We start from the raw sequence: 20,332 nt of genomic DNA on the forward strand, positions 1-20,332 counted from the left end.
ACCGGCGACCCGACACCCGAACCCGCCTGCAGGCGGTTAAGTTGTACCCCGAGTCACACTCAACCACCCCGGACTCGCGGCAAAGTCGACAAACCGGACACCCCGGATGGTGCGCCACGGCCTCGAATGTGATGAAATGCACAACTACCACGCTATTTATCCGTAAGGGGTCCAGCAGTGCGCGAATATTCTGTGCCGGCGTCGTTCACCATTCCTGACGACGCATCCATGGCCGACACCGTCTACAGGTACGAGAAGGAATCGCCCAACTTCGTACCGTTCCAACGTTTGGAGAACGGTAACTGGACCGACATCACCGCAGCTCGGTTCGCGACAGAGGTCGCGGCAGCAGCCAAGGGACTGATCGCCTCCGGTATCGAACTCGGCGACCGCGTCGCCATCCTCAGCGCGACGCGCTACGAGTGGGTCGTCCTCGACTACGCCATCTGGTCCGCGGGCGGATGCACCGTGGCGATCTACGAGACCTCCTCCGCCGACCAGGCGCAGTGGATTCTCGAGGACTCCGCCACCAAGCTGCTCGTCGTCGAGACCGCAGCGCACTCCTCGAACCTCAAAGAGGTCACCGAAGGTGCCAAGGATCTGCGTGAGGTTCTGCAGATCGACGCCGGAGCCATCGAAGAACTGACCACCCGAGGTGCCGGGGTCAGCGACGAGGATCTGCATGCACGACGCCATCAGGTCAGCGCGGCATCGCCGGCGACCCTGATCTACACCTCGGGCACCACCGGCCGCCCCAAGGGTGTTCAGCTCACGCACGCCAACTTCTACGCCGAGGTTCAGGCCACCCAGATCGCGCTGCACGACTCGATGAAGGAGGGCAACCGCACACTGATGTTCCTCCCGATGGCGCACGTGTTCGCCCGCGCCGTGTCGTTCGGCTCGTTCGAGTCCAAGGTCACCGTCGGACACACCTCGGACGTGACGACGCTGGTGGATCAGTTCGCCGTGTTCAAGCCGGACTTCATCCTGTCGGTGCCGCGCGTGTTCGAGAAGGTCTACAACTCGGCCAAGCAGAAGGCGCACGACGGCGGCAAGGGTTCGATCTTCGACAAGGCCGCCGCGACGGCCATCGAGTGGAGCGAGGCCCAGGAGAAGGGCGGAGCCGGGCTGGTTCTGAACCTCAAGCACACGGTGTTCGACAAGCTCGTGTACTCCAAGCTGCGCGCAGCACTCGGCGGCAACTGCACCCGCGCGGTGTCCGGCGGCGGACCTCTCGGTGCCCGCCTCGGCCACTTCTTCCGCGGTGCAGGCGTCCCGGTCTACGAGGGCTACGGACTGACCGAGACCAGCGCGGCCATCACCGTCAACACCACCAAGGACCAGCGCGTCGGCACCGTCGGCAAGCCGATCGACGGCCATTCGGTGAAGGTTGCCGAAGACGGTGAACTGCTGCTCAAGGGACCGGTCGTGTTCAGCGGCTACTGGCACAACGAGAAGGCCACGGCCGAGGCCATCGTCGACGGCTGGTTCCACACCGGCGACCTCGGCGCGATCGACCAGGAGGGTTACGTCTCGATCACCGGCCGCAAGAAGGAGATCATCGTGACCGCGGGCGGCAAGAACGTTGCCCCCGCAGTGCTCGAGGACGCCCTCCGCGCGAACGCGATCATCAGCCAGTGCCTCGTCGTCGGCGACGCCAAGCCGTTCATCGGTGCGCTCATCACCCTCGACCCGGAAGCACTGCCGGGCTGGCTCGAGCGGCACAACCTGGCCGCGGACATTCCGTTCTCCGAATTGTCCAAGAACGCCGAGATGGTCGCCGAGATCGACAAGGCCGTCGCCGAGGCCAACAAGAAGGTCTCGAGCCCGGAACAGATCAAGAAGTACACGATCCTCGAGAACGACTTCACCGTCGAAACCGGTGAGCTCACCCCGACGATGAAGCTCAAGCGCAACATCATTCACACCGAGCGTGGCAGCGACATCGAGGCCATCTACTCGTAGATCGACCACACAGAGAAAGGGCCCGGCGCGATTCTCGCGCCGGGCCCTTTCTCTGTCGGTGTCAGGACATGTGGTCGTCGAGGAACTCCGCCACCACCGACGTCACCTGCAGGTGGATCTTCTCGTGCAGCAGGTCGTGCCCACCGTCCTCGAATTCGCGCAGGGACGCGTCGGGAACGCCGCCGATCCACTCGCGCACCGCATCGATCGGAGCCAGACGATCGTCCACGCCGTGCACGGCCAGAAGCGGAATCACGTTGTCGGCGAGGTCGGTGACCGAGCCGGTCACCGACTTGGGCGTTCCGCACAGCACGGCGCACTGCACCGCCTTCGGATGCGCGCCGAGAGCCGCGATGGCCGTCGCCGCACCCAACGAATGGCCCATCAGGGCGAACGACAGTTCCGGGTGCTCGGCCTCGGCCATGTCGAGCAACTGCAGCGCGTTCTGAGCGAGTGCGGGGATCTGAGCAGCGTCCGTCAACTCACCCTCGGTGAGGCCGTGGCCCACGTGATCGACCGCCCACACGTCGACTCCGCGTCCGTTGAGGACCCGAGCGAAACGGTGATAGTGGCCGCTGTTCTGGCCGAGACCGTGCAGAAATACGAGACCGAAACGAGCATCGGGAACAGTCCAGTTTCGGTAATGGACAGCACCGGTGGCTCCGTCGAAAAAAGGCATTCGATCATTTTGCCTCCTCGCGACGGCATCCGCGCGCAACGTGACCGGTACCGCTCGCGATGGTGACTAGGGTGGGCGCGTGTTCCTCATCGGCGATCGCGTCATCTACAGCGCCAGCGACCTCGCCGCGGCAGCGTCGTGCGAATTCGGACTGCTCCGCCGACTCGACGGCCTCACCGGTCTGATCCCGCGGGCAACCGCCGCGCCCGATCCGATGCTCGACCGCACCTCGGCACTCGGATTCGAGCACGAACGCCGTCAGCTCGAGACATTCCAACAGCGATTCCCCGGCGGCGTTCTGACGATGGACCGACCGGGACGGACGGCACAGGAACTGGCCGACGCGGCCTGGGGGACGTTCACCGCCCTCACCTCCCGCACACCCGTGGTCTATCAGGCCACCTTCTTCGACGGCCGATTTCTCGGTTTCTGCGACTTCCTGGTGGCCGAGGGCGCTCGGTACGCCGTGTACGACACCAAGCTGTCGCGGCACGCGAAGGTTCCGGCACTGCTGCAGTTGGCGGCCTACGCGGACGCGCTGCGGTCCGGCGGTATCACTCCGAGCGACGAGGTGCACCTGATGCTCGGCGACGGCAGCGACTCCGCGCACTCGCTCGCCGAGATCCTTCCGGTCTACCGGCAGTCAAGGGGACACCTGCAACACATACTCGACGAGCACCACGCCGAGGGCACCGTCGTCGACTGGTTCGACTCGCGCTATTCCGGCTGCGGGCAGTGCGAGGCATGCACGGTCGAGGTGGAACAGCACCGCGACCTGGTTCTCGTCGCAGGCATGCGCGCGAGCACCAGGGACAGACTGCTCGACGCCGGCATCTCGACGGTCGACCAACTCGCCGCGTCGACCGGGAGCGTGGACGGCATGCCGACTCGCACGGTGACGAATCTGAGAGCTCAGGCCGCGCTGCAGGTGCGCCAGGAACACAGCGGCGACGCCGAGTTCGAGATCTTCGACGCCGACGCCCTCGGCGTGATCCCCGAGCCCGATCCGGGCGACATCTTCTTCGACTTCGAAGGCGACCCACTGTGGGCCGAGGCCGGCAGCACCGAATGGGGGCTCGAGTACCTGTTCGGCGTCTACACCGCCGACGGCGACTTCCTCCCGTTCTGGGCGCACGATCGCGCGCAGGAACGCCGCGCTCTGATCGACTTCCTCGACTACGTGACCACCCGTCGCGCCACCCACCCGAACATGCACGTCTACCACTACGCGCCGTACGAGAAGACCGCGCTGCTGCGCCTCGCCGGACGCTACGGCGTCGGTGAGGACGCGGTCGACGACCTACTGCGGGACAACGTTCTGGTGGACCTCTATCCGATCGTGCGATCTGCGGTACGCATCGGAGCCAGGTCCTACAGCATCAAGAAGCTCGAACCCCTGTACATGCCCGCCGCCCGCGACGGAGACGTCACCGATGCGGCCGCGTCGATCGTCGAATACGCGAACTGGTGCGATCTACGAGACCAGGGCAAGGACGCCGAGGCTGCTGCGTTGCTCGCCGACATCGCCGAGTACAACCGCACCGACTGCGAATCGACACTGCAACTGCGGGATTGGTTGCTGGGGCGCGCCTCGGATGCCGGTGTGCACCCGCGCGCGCCGCAACACCTCGAGCTCGAGGACGGTGCCGTCGACACCGCGAGCCCGCTCGAGCTCGAACTCGCCGACTACGCCGGTCTGCCGTGGGAGCGGACCTCCACGCAACAGGCCGTCGCACTGTTCGCCGGTTCCATCGGATATCACCGACGCGAACGAAAGCCGTTCTGGTGGGCGCACTTCGATCGCCTGACCCACCCACTGGACGAGTGGGCCGACGCGGCCGACGTGCTGAAGGTCGAGCGTGCCGAACTGGTGCACGACTGGATGAAAACTGCACCGAAGCAACGGGTTCTGCGACGGCAGCTCAAACTGCTGGGGCACCTGACGGGCGGAGTCCTGTCCAGCTCGAAGGTAAAGCTGCTCTACGACGACCCGGCCCCGGAGGGATTGCCGAAGCAGCAGCCGACCCATCGCGCGACCACGACGGTCGAGATCGTGCAGGCGGGCTACGAGGGCACCCTCGACATGGTGGTGGTGCAGGAGAACCTGCGCAAGGGAGTTGACGAGTACCCCGACTTCCCCATCGCCACCGCACCCGAACCGCCCCCGGCGACCAAGTATCTGGAGCAGGCGATCGTTGCCGTCGCCGCCGAGGTCAACGCCGCCCTGCCGCACCTTCCGCGCACGGCCGTTGCCGATCTGCTGACGCTCTCGCCGCCCCGAACCCGTTCCGGCACCGGCCTTCCCGAGGTGTACGCCGGCGACTACGCGACGGCCGTCACGGCGGCGCTGCTCGATCTCGATCTCTCCTACGTTGCCGTGCAGGGGCCGCCCGGGACCGGGAAGACGTACACCGCCGCACGGGTGATCGCCGAGTTGGTCGATGTCCATCACTGGCGGGTCGGCGTGGTGGGCCAGTCGCATCACGTGGTGAACAATCTGCTGGACACCATCGTGGCGGCAGGCGTCGACCCGGGGCGAGTGGGCAAGAAGGCACCGACATCCCATACCGTCGTGGACCCGGCGGAGTACTCCCGCTTCGTCACCGAGGCCGAGGACGGCTGCGTCATCGGCGGTACCGCCTGGGACTTCTCCAACCCCGGCCGCATTCCGCCCGAGTCGCTCGATCTCCTGGTCATCGACGAGGCCGGGCAATTCTCGTTGGCCAACACCATCGCCGTCTCGGTGTCCGCACGTAACCTGCTGCTGCTCGGCGACCCGGCGCAGCTGCCGCAGGTCAGCCAGGGCACCCACCCCGAACCCGTCGACGAGTCGGCTCTGGGTTGGATCACCAGCGGTCACCCGACGCTGCCCGCCGACCGCGGGTACTTTCTGGCCACGACGTGGCGGATGCATCCCGATCTGTGTGCGCCGGTCTCGACGCTGTCGTACGAGGGCAAACTCGAGTCCAACAGTGCTGTGACACAGGCCCGTTCGCTGGAGTCGCTTGCACCGGGACTGCACACCGTCTACCTCGACCACCACGGCAATTCCACCGACTCGGTGGAGGAAGCCGACGAGATCGTCGCCCGCGTGCAGAATCTGCTCGGTCGGCAATGGCGCGACCCGCAGTCGTTCGAGGGTGCGCGGCCCATGCACCAGGGCGACTTCCTGGTGGTCGCGGCCTACAACGCGCAGGTAGCCGTCATCGCCCTGCGACTCGCGGCCGCCGGCCTCGACGAGGTCGCGGTGGGCACCGTGGACAAGTTCCAGGGACGACAGGCACCGGTGGTGCTGATCTCGATGGCAGCGTCGGCGATCGAGGACGTTCCGCGAGGCATGGGATTCCTGTTGTCCCGCAACAGACTCAACGTCGCCGTCTCTCGTGGCCAATGGGCCGCGATACTGATCCGGTCGCGGGCACTGACCCGGTACCTGCCGTCGACCCCGGCCGGACTGGTCACTCTCGGCACCTTCATGAGCCTGTGCGAGAACGGAATTCAGCCGAACGCCATGCCCTCACCACGGTAAGTGGGGACTGCCTCGACGGAACCGTCGGCGTGCACCAGATGCAGGGTGTCGAATCGCTCGCACAGCTCGCCCGCCTTGGCATGCCGGAACCAGACGCGATCACCGATCCGGATCTCCTCGGCTCCGCTCACCGGAGTCTGCACCTCGCCGGCACCCTCGTTGCGCAGCAACCGCAGACCGGACGCCACCACTCCCCTGGCCTGTCTCGACCACGCGACCGGCCGCGGGGACCTCGATGCCGACGCCGGACCCGACGCGATGTAGCCACCACCGAACAGCGTGGCGATCTGCGGCGTCGGCTTGCGCACCGCGGGCAGCGCGAAGAACAGCGAAGGCTCGGCCGAGAATGCGCGATACCGATCGAACAGCGTCGGCGCGAACAAGCCCGATCCCGCGGTCACCTCGGTGACGACCGGATCGGCCGCCGAGAAGTCGATCGACCCGGTACCGCCACTGTTGACGATCTCGATCCGACCCACTGCCGCGGTCACGGCCTCGACCACCGCCGTTCTGCGCGTAGAGATCTCACGCGACGACAGCGACTTCATCCATTCCACCGCAAGATTGGAATCGGGCACACCGGCGATCTGTGCCTCGTAGAACATCAGACCGACCACCCGGAACCCACGCGCCTGCGCCGCCCGCGCGAAGGCGGCGACCTGCTCGGGTTCGCGCAACGGCGAACGTCTGACACCGATGTGCACCGGCCCGATCCGTAGCGAGGCATCGACGTCGATACAGACACGCGGCTTGAGAAGATCACTGTCGGTGGCGTCGCGCACGATGTCGAGTTGTGCGACGTCATCGACCATCAGCGTGATTCGTCCGGACAGAACGCGATCGTTGACGACCTGGGCGAGGGCGGTGCGATCGACCGTCGGGTACCCCATCAGGATGTCCTCCGCGCCGTGGCGCGCCAACCAGATCGCCTCACGCAGGGAGTAGGCCATGACCCCGCTCACGCCGTCGGCCGCGAGTACCCGATCCAGTACCGCCCGGCACCGAACCGACTTGCTCGCGATCCTGATCGGCACCCCGTCCGCCCGTGCTCGCAGCGCCGCGGTATTGGCATCGAGGGCAGCGGAATCGACTGCAGCCAAAGGCGATTCGAGACCCTCGGTGGCAGCGGCGATACGGGACAGTGGTGTCGTGTCGGTGGTTGCGACACCGGCGATCGAACTCATGCGGCGTATTCCTTCGTCGTCGTTGCCAGGCCTACACAGTCAAACACTCCGCAGCCCAGAAGTCCCAGCGAGCATCGGCCACGCCGGTCCTCAGCAGTCCATGGCCTTGCCCGCGATCAGCCCCGACAGGTCGTCGATCTGCGCCAGCACCTCGAGATCGTCGCCGTCGACCAACCACCGCAGCACCAGCCCGTCGAGGGTGGCCATTCCGAAACGCGCGATCGAGGCCACCGGCTCGAGCCAGCGCGTACCGGTGTGAGCGGAACACTTCTCGAAGAACAACCGGGCCTCGGAGTCTCGGATTCGGTACTGCCCACTGGCGATCTCGGCGGCCGTGGCGGACCCGAGCGCGCGATGACGCAGCAGATAGGTCTTGATCTCGTAGGCGAGCAACTGCCGATCCGGTGACTTCTCGATCAGCAACCACACCGCGCTCAGACCGCCGTGCACCAGCTCTCGCAGGCCACGGACGCCCGGGAGTTCGCGCGTGCCCACGGCACTGTCCAACGCGGCGTGCAGAATCTCGGTGACGTCGACGATGAGGTGCTCGCCCATCGCGATCACCAGATCCTGCTTGGTCTCGAAGTGGTACTGCACGATGCCCTTGGTGACCTCCGCATGCTCCGAGAGAGCGCGCACGGTCAGGGACTCGATGCCGACCCGCTCGGCGACATCGATCGCAGACTGCACCAGTTGTGCGCGTCGCACATCAGCGGGCAGCCTCGATTGCATGACCCGATCCTAGGGCGCGGGCGAGGTCTGTGCCTCGGATTGCCCCAGGGGAGCGCGCTGCGGGATAGTGATTCGATGATCGAGCGGTCGTGGCAGAACTGGGCGGGCAATCAACACGCTTTTCCGGCGAAGCGCTCCGAGCCCAGGTCGGTGGACGAGCTGCGCGCCGTGCTGGCGGGTGCCGTCGAACGATCGCGCACAGTGCGGTGCGTCGGGGCCGGCCATTCCTTCACTCCGATCGCGGTCACCAACGGCGTCCAGATCGGTCTGGATTCGCTGCGCGGCATCGAATCCGTTGTGCGCAGCGACGACGGTTCTGCCCGGGTGACGGTGCTCGCGGGCACTCGGCTGCGCGAGCTGACCGCGCGGTTGTGGGACCTCGGCCTGGCCATGACCAACCTCGGCGACATCGACGAACAGTCCGTCGCCGGAGCCATCTCCACGGGTACTCACGGAACGGGAGGCCGTTTCGGCGGCATCGCCACCCAGGTGTGCGCAGTGGAACTGATGACCGCGGACGGCGAACTCGTGCAGTGCTCTCGCGCGGAGAACACAGAACTGTTCGACGCCGCCCGCATCGGTCTCGGTGCACTCGGCGTCATCACCCGAGTCACGCTCGAGTGCGTTCCGGCCTTCGCCCTACGAGCCGTGGAAGAGCCGTCGACGTTGCGGGCAACCATGGCCGATCTCGATGCGACCGTCGCAGGCGTCGACCACTTCGAGTTCTACTGGTTTCCGCACACCGACCGCGTGCTGACCAAACGCAACACCCGGCTACCCGGCGATGCCGTGTTGAAGCCGCTGGGAAAGGTGCGCTCGTACATCGACGACGAGCTGTTGTCCAACACGGTCTTCGAGGGTCTCAACCGCATGGTGACGCGAATGCCGGCCCTGATTCCCCGGGTCAACGCGATCTCGGCCCGAGCGTTGTCGGCTCGCGAGCACACCGACCGCTCGTATCGGGTGTTCGCGTCGTCGCGGACCGTCAGGTTCGTCGAGATGGAGTACGCCGTGCCTGCGGCCGAGATCGGCTGGGTGCTGCGCGAGGTGAATCGCTGGCTCGAGCGGTCTTCGACAGCCATCGCGTTCCCTGTCGAAGTGCGCTTCGCCGCGGCCGACGACATCTGGCTCTCCACCGCGTACGGACGCCCGACGGCCTACATCGCCGTGCACCAGTACCACCGCCGCGATCACCGCGAATACTTCGATGCAGTCGAGGCCATCTGCCGCAGCGTCGACGGGCGACCGCACTGGGGCAAACTGCACTCCCTCGGCGGCGACGAGCTGCGTGATACCTACGAACACTTCGAAGATTTCCTGCGCGTCCGCGATTCGATGGACCCGGGGAAGCTGTTCGGCAGCGAGTACCTCGAGCGTCTGCTGTCGTGAGCGGTAACTCGTAGCAGGCTACGAACTACCGCGCACGACCGATTCGCTTACATTGGAGCGAGTGAGCACAGGAAAACGCGCGCTGTCCGGCATCGTCGCCGCCGGGGTGGTCCTCGGCGTCGGTGAATTGATCGCCGTCCCCATCGGACCCAACTCGTCACCGCTGACTGCCGTCGGGTCCTCGGCCGTCGACCACAGTCCGGCCCCGATCCGTGAATGGGCCATCGACACGTTCGGCACCTCCGACAAGCTCGCGCTGTTCGTCGGCATGGCCGTGGTGATCGGAGCGATTGCCGCAGCGGCCGGAATCGCCCGCAAGCCGATCGGTGCGGTGGTGTTCGCCGCACTGGGCGTTGTGGGCGTACTCGCGGCAGCGACTCGCCCCGACGCGACGGCCTTCTACGCAGTCCCGACCATCGGCGGCGTCGTCGTGGGCATCGTCGTACTGCACGCCCTCATCGGTGCCGCCGCGCCTGCGACCGAGGGCATGAACCGACGCAGCTTCCTCACCCTCGCCGCCGGTGCCGCGGTACTCGGCGTCGTCGCCGGAACAGCCGGACGAATGCTCACCTCGGCCCGAGCAGTCACCGCCGATCGACTCGGCTTCATGCTGCCCACGCCGACCCCGCAACCCCCGATACCGGCGGGGGCGGACCTGAAGATCGACGGCCTCGCGTCGTACATCACCCCGAACGACGACTTCTACCGCATCGACACCGCACTGGTCGTACCGCGGGTGGCGTCGGATACGTGGTCGTTGCGGATCCACGGCATGGTGGACCGCGAGATCGAGCTGACGTTCGCCGACCTTGCGCAAAGACAAGCAGTGGAAAAGACCGTCACCCTGACTTGCGTGTCCAACATCGTCGGCGGTGATCTCGTGGGCAACGCAACGTGGATCGGCTACCCGCTCAAGGACATTCTCGAAGAAGCAGGCATCTCCCCCGACGCAGACATGGCGCTGTCGTCGAGCAGTGACGCCTTCACCGCGGGCACTCCCCTCGAGGTTCTGCTCGACGGCCGCGACGCCCTGCTGGCGGTCGGCATGAACGGCGCACCGCTGCCCGTCGAGCACGGCTACCCGGCGCGGCTCGTCGTCCCCGGTCTGTACGGATACGTCTCGGCGACCAAGTGGGTCACCGACATCGAGATCACCCGATTCGACAGCGCGACGGCATACTGGACCGACCGCGGCTGGGGCGCACGCGGACCGATCAAGACGGCCTCGCGAATCGACACTCCACGATCGGGCAGTTCCGTGCCCGCCGGGCGGACCGTGATCGCGGGCGTCGCCTGGGACCAACACACCGGCATCGACGCCGTGGAAGTGCAAGTGGACGAGGGCAACTGGGTGCCGACAACACTGTCGGAGGAGTACTCCAAGGACACCTGGCGGCAATGGACTGTAGAACTCGACCTACCCGCAGGCCAACACTCGATCCGAGCGCGCGCCACCAACTCCGCAGGCGAGCTACAGACCAACCAGACCGCCGACACCGTTCCCGACGGTGCCACCGGCTACCCGCGAATCTCGGTGACGGCGAGCTGATCTAGACAGTCTGGAAGCTCGCGCGGATCGAGTTCTCGGCCAACTGCTTTCGCTCGGCCCCGGTGAGGCCCATTCCCGCTTCGAGGGCAGAGAAGTTGTCGTCGACGTAGCCACCGAAGTAGGCGGGATCGTCGGAATTGATCGACACGAGAAGTCCGCGCTCGAGCATCTGCCGCAGCGGTAGCTGCCCGACATTGTCGATCACCTTGAGCCGGACGTTGGACAGCGGGCACACGGTGAGCGGAATCTGTTCCTCGACAAGTCGATTCACCAGCGCCTCGTCTTCGAGGCACCGCACACCGTGGTCGATGCGCTCGACCTTCAGCAGGTCCAGTGCCTGCCAGATGTAATCGGGCGGCCCCTCTTCGCCGGCGTGGGCGACGACGTGCAACCCCTCGGCGCGCGCCTTGGCGAACACGTCCACGAACAGCGACGGCGGATAGCCCACCTCTGCGGAATCGAGACCGAGACCGATGATCGGGGCCTGCATCGCCAATAGATCGTCCAGCAGTTGATTGGCGTGCAGCACCGGCTTGTCTCGCAGGATCGACGCGATCAACCCACTGGTGACGCCGAACTCGCGCTCGCTGGAAGCGCAGGCGTCGGCCAATCCGTCGACGACGGCCTCGAGGGGGACACCGCGCTCGGTGTGCGCCTGCGGATCGAAGAAGATCTCCGCGTGCGTCACCCCGGCCTGCGCGGTGCGGCGGAAGTAGGCCCGGGCGAGGTCGGCGAAATCCTCGCCCGTGCGCAGCACGGCCATGTTCGCGTAGTACAGATCCAGGAACGACTGCAGGTCGGTGAACTCGTACTTCGCGCGCAGTCCGTCGATGTCGTTGTACGGCAACGACAATCCGTTGCGCTCGGCGAGCTCGAATATCAGCGGAGGTTCGAGTGACCCCTCGATGTGCAGGTGCAGTTCGGCCAGCTGGTCAGTACTCACTCACCCGATGCTACTTGCCCGTGTACGTCGCCTTGCCCGGACCGACCTCGAGGAAGCTCTTCACCGCACCCCGCAGATCCTCTGTCTCGAACAGTGCGCCGGAGACCTCCGAGGTGATCTCGTCCGCATGGGCCACACCGCCCGAACGCCACGCTGCCACAATCTGTTTCGTTGCCGCATGCGCGACGGTGGGTCCGTCGGCCAGTCGATGTGCCAGAGCGAGCGCCGCGGCGTCGACGTCGTCATGGATCTGATTGACCACGCCCCACTCCTTCAGCGTCTGCGCGTCGTACAGGTCACCGGTCATGACGAGCTCCCGAGCACGACCCGAACCGGCCCGCTCGGCGAGGCGCTGCGGCCCTCCCATCGACGGCGTCAACCCGACGACGGTCTCGACCAGACCGAACTTGGCCTTGGGACCGGCAAGAATGATGTCGCACGCCAGCGAGATCTCGAATGCCGCGGTGAGCGTCAGACCGTGCGCGGCGTAGATCACCGGGCAGGGCAGCGCCTCGAGCGGATGAGCAATCTGCGCGAACAGACCACTCCACAGATCGGCACCCTGCGCGGCGGACAGGCCCTCGAAGACATGCACGTCGACACCCGCGGAGTTCACCTTGCCCTCGGCGCGCAGCAATACCGCCCGCGGAGGTCGCGCGACGAGATCGGCGACATCAGCGACCACCGCGTCGAACATGGCCTGATCGAAGAGGTTGAGCGGGCCGTGATCGAAGGTGAGGACGGCGACCTCGGCGCCTGCCGCGGTGGTGGTACGAACGAGCGAAGTGGGTGCGTCAGCCATGGTTCGCATAGTGCCACACCGGTCCGTGGCGGTTGTTACCAACGAGTATTGTGCCCAGGTAACTCACCGTTACCGAGAGGAACAGATACATGAAGCGCAGCCTGTTCGAGGCCGATCACGAGGACTTCCGTGCGTCGGTGCGCGAGTTCGTCACCCGTACCATCACACCGGTCGAGGAGAAGCTCGTCGAACAGCGGTACATCGACCGGGAGATCTGGCTCGAAGCAGGACGGAACGGCTTCCTCGGACTCGAAGTGCCGGAAGAATACGGCGGCAGCGGAGCCGAGGACTACCGATTCAACGCCGTCCTCGCCGAGGAACTCGCCCGCTCGAGTGCCGCGGTGGCGTCGTGCTTCGGTATTCACGTCGACATCGTCGCGCCCTACCTGGTCAAGCTCACCACCGAGGAGCAGAAGAAGCGCTGGCTCCCCGGCTTCTGCAGCGGCGAGATCCTCACCGCGATCGCGATGACCGAACCGTCCGGCGGCTCCGACCTGGCCGCGCTGAAGACCACCGCCGTCAAGGACGGCGACGACTTCATCATCAACGGTTCGAAGACCTTCATCACCAACGGCAATTCCGCAGACCTCGTCATCGTCGCCACCCGAACGACGCCGGAGAAGAAGGCCAAGGGCATCACGCTCTTCGCCGTCGAGAACGGCACCGAAGGATTCTCCCGCGGCCGCAAGCTCGACAAGGTCGGCCAGCCCGAATCCGACACGGCCGAGCTGTTCTTCGAGAACGTGCGCGTCCCGAGCTCGAACATGATCGGCGAATTCGACGGCGGCTTCATCCACATGATGCAGCTGCTCCCCCAGGAACGGATCAGCTGCTCGGTGGCCAACCTCGGACACGTCCGCCCCATCCTCGAAGAGACGCTGCAATACGCCAAGGATCGCAAGGCGTTCGGCCAGCAGATCGGCTCACTGCAGTGGAACAAGTTCCTGCTCGCCGAGCTCGTCACCAAACTCGATGTGGCACAGGCGTACATCGACAACTGCATCGCCGCGCACGGCATCGGTGAACTGACGGCCATCGACGCCGCCAAGGCGAAGTGGTGGAGCTCGCAGGTACAGAACGAAATCCTCGACCACTGCGTCCAGCTGCACGGCGGCTACGGATTCATGAACGAATACCGTGCCGCTCGGGCATGGAAAGACGCTCGCGTGACCAAGATCTGGGCCGGATCGAACGAAATCATGAAGGAACTCATCGGCCGCGATCTGGGCCTGTAGTGCGCTTCGCGCAGTGGTGTGGTTGTGTGCCGCAGGGGGCACCTAACCGCACCACTGCCGCAGGCACTACTTGAACGCAGGCCGAGCGTAGAAGCAGACCGCAATCATGCCGACGATCAACACGGCAGCGGGCAGAATCAGCGACTGCGCCATTGCGGTGGTGAAGCCGTCACGCAGCATCTCGGGCACTCGGCCGGCGAATTCGTTTGCCTCCGATGCCGATCCACCGGTAGGTAGTTCGGCGGCCAAGCGCGATTGGATGAGCGCGCCGATGCCCGCACTACCGAGCACGGAGCCGATCATGCGGGTGGTGTTGTAGATGCCCGAGCCCGCGCCGGCCTGGCTCATCGGCAGATTGCGCGTCGCCGTGGCGGCCAGCGGTGACCAGATCAACGCATTCGCCACACCCATCGCTGCGACGGGGAGCAGCAACTTCCAGATCGCGGTGGTGGGTGTCATCTCGTAGGCGAACCACAGCAGCGACGCGGCCAGAATGAACAGTCCCGAACCGGCGATGTAGCGGGGATGGGTCCTGTCGACGAGCCTGCCGACATTGGGTGCAAGAATGCCGGTCAGCAGGGCCATCGGCACGAACAGCAAAGCCGAACGTGTCGGGGTGAGCCCGGTGACGCTCTGTGCGTAGAACATGATCGGCAGCATCATGCCGGACATCGCGAAACCCATTGCGGCGATACCGATGTTGGACAGCGAGAAGTTGCGATCGCGGAAGAGCGCCAACGGAACCAGCGGTTCGCGCTTGTTCACCGCCTGCCAGTAGACGAACCCGGCGAAGACGAGCAGTCCGACGCCGATGAGGATCCAGATACCCGTCCCCCAGTCGTACTTCTGACCCTCCTGGATGCCGAACACGATGCAGAACAGTCCGATTGCGCTCATTGCGACACCGAGGAGATCGAACTTGTGGTCGTTCGTGGGCAGAACAGGAACGAACCTGAGCGCCAACGCAATTGCGACGACGCCGACCGGCAGATTGATGAAGAAGATCCACTCCCAGCCGAGGGAGTCGACCAGGACGCCGCCGAGGATCGGGCCTACGAGTGTCGCCACGCCTGCGACGGCACCCCACGCCCCCATGGCCGTTCCGCGCTTCTCGGCGGGGAACACCCGGGTGATCACGGCCATCGTCTGCGGGGTGATCATCGCAGCACCGATGCCCTGGACTGCACGAGCCGCGATGAGCATCTCGATGGACCCGGAGAGGCCACACCATGCCGACGCGAGTGTGAACAGGACGAGGCCGGCGATGTAGAGGTTTCTGGGACCGAACTTGTCACCGAGACGCCCGGTGACGAGCAGCGGCACCGCATAGGCCAGCAGATACGCGCTGGTCACCCAGATGACGTTGTTGATGTCGGTGTTCAGGCCCGCGAGGATGGCCGGCTGAGCGACGGCCACGATGGTGGTGTCGACCAGAATCATGAAGAAACCGAGGCACAGCGCCCACAGGGCGGGCCAGGGTTTGATCTCTCGTTGCGGCGGAGCGGTCTCGACGACGTTCATGTGCTCTCCTGGTTCCGATCCGTCAGCGTCGTGTGCTGTGCGGAAATGTCGTGCGGCCACGGGAGATCGCCGCTGTCGATACGTTCGATGTATCGGGTCAACCAGCTCACCTCCGCGGACTGCATATGGTGGAGGTAATCGATTCCGGCCCAATAGATTTCGGAGACCTTCCGGTCTGCGGCAAGCTGCTGGTAGCCGGCCAGCTCCGCGATATCCTCGGCCAGGTCTTCGATGCGGCCGCGCAGATGGGCGACAGCCTCGGACGCCGACAGGTTGTGCATCTCGGAAAGACCGAGAACGAATTGCGGATACTCGCGCACCGGAGTTCGAAGAATCTCCGCAAGTCGATCGGTGAGCACTCGACGTCCAGCGGGCGTGATCTCGTAGGTCGTGCGTTCCGGACGGTTGCCACCGCGGTCCGTACCCACTTCGGTGACCAGCTCACGCTCGTGCAGCCTGGTCACCGCGTGATAGAGCGATCCGGGGCGGATCTTGACGATGCGATCCTCTTTGCGCGACAACAGAAGTTGATACATCTCGTAGGGATGCATCGGACCTTCCGACAGCAAGGCGAGCACCGATACGCCCAGGGGATTGACCGCTCCATCCCGCATCGCCCCACCCCCGGTCTGATACTCCGCTCGAATTATTCCGACTGGAATATATGGGTCCCGGCGAGTGCAAAGCAACCCGGACAATCCTCCGACCTGCGGATCTATCGGACATACAACACACACAGGGCACCGACCGAGGTCGATGCCCTGTAAAACAGACGAAGGCCGGATACTCGGAATTTCTTCCGTGTATCCGGCCTTGTCACCGAGTTTCTGGTGAAACTTACTTCGAGAAGTTCACTCCACCAGGAGAAGTCGGGTTACGAAGCTTGAATCAGATGGCGCGGACGCCGGTAGCCTGGGGGCCCTTCTGACCCTGGCCCACCTCGAACTCCACGCGCTGGCCCTCGTCGAGCGACTTGAAGCCGCTACCCTGAATCTCCGAGTAATGAACGAAAACGTCCGGTCCGCCACCATCCTGCTCGATGAAGCCGAAGCCCTTTTCGCCGTTGAACCACTTCACACTGCCCTGCGTCATTCTGTAAACCTTCTGTAAGCGAGCTAGATCTTCACGTCGAAGCTCTAATCTCAAAAGTGAGTCTGCCATCTATCGGCGCTGAGCGAAACACCGGGGGCAAAAAAGTTCGAAAGATTGCTTTGGGACGGTGAAACCGAAACGTCGCCCAGCGCCTCTGTGGCTAGGGTTCAGACGTGGATTTTCCCCTTCTCGATGCCGGCCCGTTCGATTCCCACCGACTCGACATCGTCCGCCTGGCCTGGTGTCGCCGGTTGCAGCTGGACGATCGCGCCCTCGACACCGACGCCGACCGCGTCGAACATGTCGGTGCCACCGAGGACATCACCGTGCTGCGACTGGCCGAGACCACCGTGATCGTCGGTCCGTCCTGGGCCGTCGAAGCATCACGCGCGATCGCCGGCCACGCCGGTACCGACCGAACCTGGATCTCGTTGCTGCTGGGTGACCGCTCGGAGCGCTACGAGATCGGCAGTCACATGCTGGCCTACGGCTCGGACATCGGCCACACCATCGACGTACACGACCCGCTGATCTCCCACGATGCGGAACACGCACGCAACCTCGCCGCGCACTGCAGTGACGCCGACGTCGCCGAAGCATTCGGCGAACCGGTCTCGCGACACTGGTTCACATTGCTCGGCGACGACCGACCGGCGGACTCGGCGCGCTCCCTCGCCTCGGCCGGCTACTCGGAAGAGCAACTGATCCTGGCCGACATGCGGGTCCTGACGGACCCGGACCATCGCCGACGGGGCCACGCCCAGGTGGTCGGCAGGTTGGCAACCAACGACGCCATCGACGACGGCCTGATTCCGCAGTGGCGATCGCGACCCGAGAACGCCAGTGCTCGACGCCTCGCCGCGCGGCTGGGTTACGTGGAGATCGGCGCGTGTCACACCGCCGTACCGCGCGCTGATCGAGATTGAGTCGGCTCCGAACTGGGTAGCGTCGACAGAACAGATCGATGCGAGGAGTGATCAACATGGCCGACGATGCCGCCTACGTGAAGCCGGGTAAGGAATTCAAGCGCGACACCAACTACATCCCGACGCGGATCACCGCCGACGGCCGGGACGGCTACCCGGTGGAGCCGGGACGGTATCGACTGATCGCCGCGCGCGCCTGCCCGTGGGCCCATAGGTCCATCATCGTTCGTCGATTGCTCGGCCTCGAAGACGTGCTGTCGCTGGGTATTCCGGGACCGACCCACGACCCACGCAGCTGGAACTTTCAGGAAGAGCCGGGCGGCGTCGACTCGGTGCTGCAGATCCCGAGGTTGCAGGATGCGTACTTCGCCCGCTTCCCGGAGTACGAGCGCGGCATCACCGTCCCCGCCATCGTCGATGTTCCCACCGGCGAGGTCGTCACCAACGACTACCCGCAGATCACACTCGACCTGTCCACCGAGTGGACTCAGTACCACCGCGCCGGAGCCCCCGATCTGTACCCCGAGGCGCTGCGCGGCGAGATCGATGAGGTGGCCGATCTCGTGTTCCGAGACGTCAACAACGGCGTCTACCGCTGCGGATTCGCCGGCTCGCAAGAGGCGTACGACAAGGCCTACGATCAACTGTTCGACCGTCTCGACTGGCTCGTCGAACGCCTGTCCACGCAGCGCTACCTCGTCGGGGACCACATCACCGAGGCCGACGTGCGCCTGTTCACCACGCTCGTGCGCTTCGATCCGGTCTACCACGGCCACTTCAAGTGCAATCGAAGCAAGCTCAGCGAGATGCCGGTGCTGTGGAACTACGCACGCGACCTGTTCCAGACCCCCGGATTCGGCGACACCGTCGACTTCGACCACATCAAGCGGCACTACTACGAGGTGCACACCGACATCAATCCGTCGGGCATCGTCCCCAAGGGCCCGGATCTGACCGGATGGCTCGAACCACACGGCCGCGAATCCCTGGGAGGATCACCCTTCGGCGACGGCACCGCTCCCCCGCCGCCGAAGCCCGAGGAACTCGTTCCATCCGATCACTGGGTGCACTGACTCACAACTCTCCAGAAGAAAGAGGACCGATGGCCGGCAAGAAGGACGACGCACAGGTCGAGGTCGGGGGCGGAGGCAAGCTCGAACGCGCGCTGGTCAACATCCTCGACAACGCCAGCCGCCTCCAGGGACCCGCCGTCGACAAATACGTCGCGCACGTGCGTCGAGCACACCCGTACGACACCCCGGCACAGATCATCGAACGCCTCGAGAAGCGATTCCTGCTCGCCGTCACCGGCAGCGGCTCGGCGGTGGGCGGTGCCGCGGCGATCCCGGGCGTCGGGACCGTCGCCTCGCTCGCCGCGGTGGGTGCCGAAACCGCGTTCTTCATCGAGTCCTCGGCGCTGCTGACACTCTCGGTCGCGTCCGTACACGGCATTCCCGTCCAGAACCACCAGCAACGACGCGCCCTGGTGCTGTCGGTTGCTCTTGGCGAATCGGGCATGCAGATCGTGCAACGAACCGTCGGCAAGACGGCCAAGAACTGGGGCCCGCTGATCACCTCCCGCATCCCGGGCGGCTCGATGGCGACCATGAACAAGTCGCTGGTGAAGAAGTTCATCACCAAGTACCTCGCCAAGCGCAGCGCGCTGCTGGTCGGCAAGATGCTCCCCGCCGGAATCGGCGCAGCGATCGGCGGCGCGGGCAACCGTGCGGTCGGCAAGGGTGTCATCAAGAACGCCCGCGACGCATTCGGTCCGCCGCCTGCCCGATTCCCGGAGAACCGCATCATCGAACCGGACGCATGAGACCAGGCGGAATCTTCGCGAGTGGAACGCGTTGACTCAGAACATGACTTCCACACCTGAACTCGGCAAGTACGGCGTCTGGCGACTGCACTCGGCGTTCACCCCCGAACTGTCCCGGGCGATCGAATCCTTCGGCTACGGCACGATCTGGCTCGGCGGCTCACCGCCGGCGGACCTGACCACCACCGAGGAGATCCTCGACGCCACCGAGACGGTCGTCGTCGCCACCGGCATCGTCAACATCTGGTCGGACGCAGCGGCCGACGTCGCCACGTCGTATCACCGGTTGGAGAGCAAGCACCCGGGCCGTTTCGTCCTCGGAATCGGCGCGGGCCACCCGGAGGCGACACAGGAATACACCAAGCCGTACGACGCTCTGGTGGCCTACCTCGACGCTCTCGACGAGGCCGGAGTCCCGGTGGAGCGACGCGTCCTCGCTGCTCTCGGCCCGAAGGTGCTCGCGCTGGCGGCCGACCGCACCGCAGGTGCGCATCCGTACCTGACCACCCCCGAGCACACCCGTGAAGCACGAGAGGCATTGGGACCGAACAAGATCCTGGCACCCGAGCACAAGGTGGTCCTCGAGTCGGATCCGGAGAAGGCGCGCTCGATCGGGCGGCCACCGGTCAACAATCCGTACCTGCACCTGCGCAACTACACCAACAATCTGAACCGACTCGGCTACTCCGACGAGGAGATCGGCGACGGCGGCAGCGACCGACTGATCGACGCGTTGGTGGCGCACGGTACCGCCGACGCGATCGCAGCACGATTGAACGAGCACATCGACGCAGGTGCATCGCACGTGACCCTGCACTCGCTGCCCGACCTGGCCGATCCGTTCGAGACCTACCGAGAGATTGCCGCCGCGCTGCATCGCTGACGCGGGAGGGCTCGCGCACGAGTGGCCGCACCGGATGTCGGTCGCACACCGTAGCCTCGAGTACCGGTTGCCCCGAGCAGC

At 65.3% G+C, this 20,332-nt stretch carries 17 protein-coding genes; 9 read left to right on the plus strand and 8 right to left on the minus strand.

The features are described 5' to 3' along the window. Positions 1-177: 177 nt before the first annotated feature. Positions 178-1,965 carry a long-chain fatty acid--CoA ligase gene (locus AYK61_RS22725; RefSeq protein WP_183130508.1) on the plus strand — a complete coding sequence of 596 codons (1,788 nt, stop codon included), beginning with the start codon at positions 178-180 and terminating at the stop codon, positions 1,963-1,965. Positions 1,966-2,026: 61 nt separating this feature from the next. Here AYK61_RS22725 and AYK61_RS22730 read toward each other — a convergent pair whose 3' ends face one another. Next, positions 2,027-2,644 (minus strand): alpha/beta hydrolase, encoded by a 618-nt coding sequence (locus AYK61_RS22730; RefSeq protein ID WP_121873217.1) that lies wholly within the window; start codon positions 2,642-2,644, stop codon positions 2,027-2,029. Between the two features lie 79 nt (positions 2,645-2,723). On the opposite strand from AYK61_RS22730, the gene AYK61_RS22735 reads away from it, so the two are divergent. Continuing rightward, positions 2,724-6,173: a bifunctional RecB family nuclease/DEAD/DEAH box helicase gene (locus AYK61_RS22735; RefSeq protein WP_121873218.1), complete on the plus strand. Its 3,450-nt coding sequence runs from the start codon at positions 2,724-2,726 to the stop codon at positions 6,171-6,173. On the opposite strand, the gene AYK61_RS22740 is transcribed toward AYK61_RS22735, so the two are convergent. Next, positions 6,143-7,357, minus strand: a complete 1,215-nt coding sequence (locus AYK61_RS22740; RefSeq protein ID WP_121873219.1) for an alanine racemase — start codon at positions 7,355-7,357, stop codon at positions 6,143-6,145. The two genes, AYK61_RS22735 and AYK61_RS22740, sit on opposite strands and share 31 nt — an antisense overlap. A 90-nt stretch (positions 7,358-7,447) precedes the next feature. Beyond that, entirely contained in the window at positions 7,448-8,089 is a 642-nt protein-coding gene (locus AYK61_RS22745; RefSeq protein WP_121873220.1) for a TetR/AcrR family transcriptional regulator, read from the minus strand. 75 nt (positions 8,090-8,164) lie between these two features. On the opposite strand from AYK61_RS22745, the gene AYK61_RS22750 reads away from it, so the two are divergent. Continuing rightward, on the plus strand, positions 8,165-9,478 hold the full coding sequence (locus AYK61_RS22750; protein WP_121873221.1) for a D-arabinono-1,4-lactone oxidase: 1,314 nt from the start codon (positions 8,165-8,167) through the stop codon (positions 9,476-9,478). A gap of 61 nt (positions 9,479-9,539) precedes the next feature. After that, positions 9,540-11,027, plus strand: a complete 1,488-nt coding sequence (locus AYK61_RS22755) for a molybdopterin-dependent oxidoreductase (RefSeq protein ID WP_121873222.1) — start codon at positions 9,540-9,542, stop codon at positions 11,025-11,027. 1 nt (position 11,028) lies between these two features. Here AYK61_RS22755 and AYK61_RS22760 read toward each other — a convergent pair whose 3' ends face one another. Beyond that, positions 11,029-11,970, minus strand: a complete 942-nt coding sequence (locus AYK61_RS22760; protein WP_121873223.1) for an adenosine deaminase — start codon at positions 11,968-11,970, stop codon at positions 11,029-11,031. 10 nt (positions 11,971-11,980) lie between these two features. Next, complete coding sequence (locus tag AYK61_RS22765; protein WP_121873570.1) at positions 11,981-12,772, minus strand: enoyl-CoA hydratase/isomerase family protein; 792 nt, start codon at positions 12,770-12,772, stop codon at positions 11,981-11,983. An 89-nt stretch (positions 12,773-12,861) separates the two neighbouring features. Here AYK61_RS22765 and AYK61_RS22770 point away from each other — a divergent pair, with 89 nt between their 5' ends. After that, a complete protein-coding gene (locus AYK61_RS22770) occupies positions 12,862-14,007 on the plus strand; it encodes an acyl-CoA dehydrogenase family protein (RefSeq protein WP_032396497.1) in 1,146 nt (381 codons plus the stop codon). Between the two features lie 66 nt (positions 14,008-14,073). On the opposite strand, the gene AYK61_RS22775 is transcribed toward AYK61_RS22770, so the two are convergent. The 3 genes from AYK61_RS22775 to AYK61_RS22785 all read right to left on the minus strand — a co-directional run bounded on the left by AYK61_RS22775 (position 14,074) and on the right by AYK61_RS22785 (position 16,620). After that, positions 14,074-15,528: a DHA2 family efflux MFS transporter permease subunit gene (locus AYK61_RS22775; protein WP_121873224.1), complete on the minus strand. Its 1,455-nt coding sequence runs from the start codon at positions 15,526-15,528 to the stop codon at positions 14,074-14,076. Then, complete coding sequence (locus AYK61_RS22780) at positions 15,525-16,142, minus strand: PadR family transcriptional regulator (protein WP_121873225.1); 618 nt, start codon at positions 16,140-16,142, stop codon at positions 15,525-15,527. The genes AYK61_RS22775 and AYK61_RS22780 overlap by 4 nt, the downstream gene beginning before the upstream one ends. 274 nt (positions 16,143-16,416) lie before the next feature. Beyond that, the gene (locus AYK61_RS22785; RefSeq protein WP_008714360.1) at positions 16,417-16,620 is read right to left on the minus strand and encodes a cold-shock protein; all 204 of its coding nucleotides are present in this window, start codon (positions 16,618-16,620) and stop codon (positions 16,417-16,419) included. 173 nt (positions 16,621-16,793) lie between these two features. On the opposite strand from AYK61_RS22785, the gene AYK61_RS22790 reads away from it, so the two are divergent. From AYK61_RS22790 to AYK61_RS22805, 4 genes are read left to right on the plus strand one after another with little or no spacing between them, the layout of a single operon-like run. Beyond that, on the plus strand, positions 16,794-17,546 hold the full coding sequence (locus AYK61_RS22790) for a GNAT family N-acetyltransferase (RefSeq protein ID WP_121873226.1): 753 nt from the start codon (positions 16,794-16,796) through the stop codon (positions 17,544-17,546). A 56-nt stretch (positions 17,547-17,602) separates the two neighbouring features. After that, positions 17,603-18,619 (plus strand): glutathione S-transferase family protein, encoded by a 1,017-nt coding sequence (locus AYK61_RS22795; protein WP_121873571.1) that lies wholly within the window; start codon positions 17,603-17,605, stop codon positions 18,617-18,619. A 29-nt stretch (positions 18,620-18,648) separates the two neighbouring features. Further along, positions 18,649-19,368 (plus strand): hypothetical protein, encoded by a 720-nt coding sequence (locus tag AYK61_RS22800; protein WP_121873227.1) that lies wholly within the window; start codon positions 18,649-18,651, stop codon positions 19,366-19,368. A 43-nt stretch (positions 19,369-19,411) separates the two neighbouring features. Next, positions 19,412-20,251: an LLM class F420-dependent oxidoreductase gene (locus AYK61_RS22805; protein WP_121873228.1), complete on the plus strand. Its 840-nt coding sequence runs from the start codon at positions 19,412-19,414 to the stop codon at positions 20,249-20,251. Positions 20,252-20,332 lie beyond the last annotated feature (81 nt).

It is taken from the genome of Rhodococcus sp. SBT000017 (assembly GCF_003688915.1).
Taxonomy (GTDB): domain Bacteria; phylum Actinomycetota; class Actinomycetes; order Mycobacteriales; family Mycobacteriaceae; genus Rhodococcoides.

Bases quoted from the DNA above. Each gene is read 5' to 3' on its own strand.
- AYK61_RS22730 (WP_121873217.1), bottom strand. From the start codon at position 2,644: ATGCCTTTTTTCGACGGAGCCACCGGTGCTGTCCATTACCGAAACTGG.
- AYK61_RS22740 (WP_121873219.1), bottom strand. From the start codon at position 7,357: ATGAGTTCGATCGCCGGTGTCGCAACCACCGACACGACACCACTGTCC.
- AYK61_RS22745 (WP_121873220.1), bottom strand. From the start codon at position 8,089: ATGCAATCGAGGCTGCCCGCTGATGTGCGACGCGCACAACTGGTGCAG.
- AYK61_RS22750 (WP_121873221.1), top strand. From the start codon at position 8,165: ATGATCGAGCGGTCGTGGCAGAACTGGGCGGGCAATCAACACGCTTTT.
- AYK61_RS22765 (WP_121873570.1), bottom strand. From the start codon at position 12,772: ATGGCTGACGCACCCACTTCGCTCGTTCGTACCACCACCGCGGCAGGC.
- AYK61_RS22770 (WP_032396497.1), top strand. From the start codon at position 12,862: ATGAAGCGCAGCCTGTTCGAGGCCGATCACGAGGACTTCCGTGCGTCG.
- AYK61_RS22775 (WP_121873224.1), bottom strand. From the start codon at position 15,528: ATGAACGTCGTCGAGACCGCTCCGCCGCAACGAGAGATCAAACCCTGG.
- AYK61_RS22780 (WP_121873225.1), bottom strand. From the start codon at position 16,142: ATGCGGGATGGAGCGGTCAATCCCCTGGGCGTATCGGTGCTCGCCTTG.
- AYK61_RS22785 (WP_008714360.1), bottom strand. From the start codon at position 16,620: ATGACGCAGGGCAGTGTGAAGTGGTTCAACGGCGAAAAGGGCTTCGGC.
- AYK61_RS22795 (WP_121873571.1), top strand. From the start codon at position 17,603: ATGGCCGACGATGCCGCCTACGTGAAGCCGGGTAAGGAATTCAAGCGC.
- AYK61_RS22800 (WP_121873227.1), top strand. From the start codon at position 18,649: ATGGCCGGCAAGAAGGACGACGCACAGGTCGAGGTCGGGGGCGGAGGC.
- AYK61_RS22805 (WP_121873228.1), top strand. From the start codon at position 19,412: ATGACTTCCACACCTGAACTCGGCAAGTACGGCGTCTGGCGACTGCAC.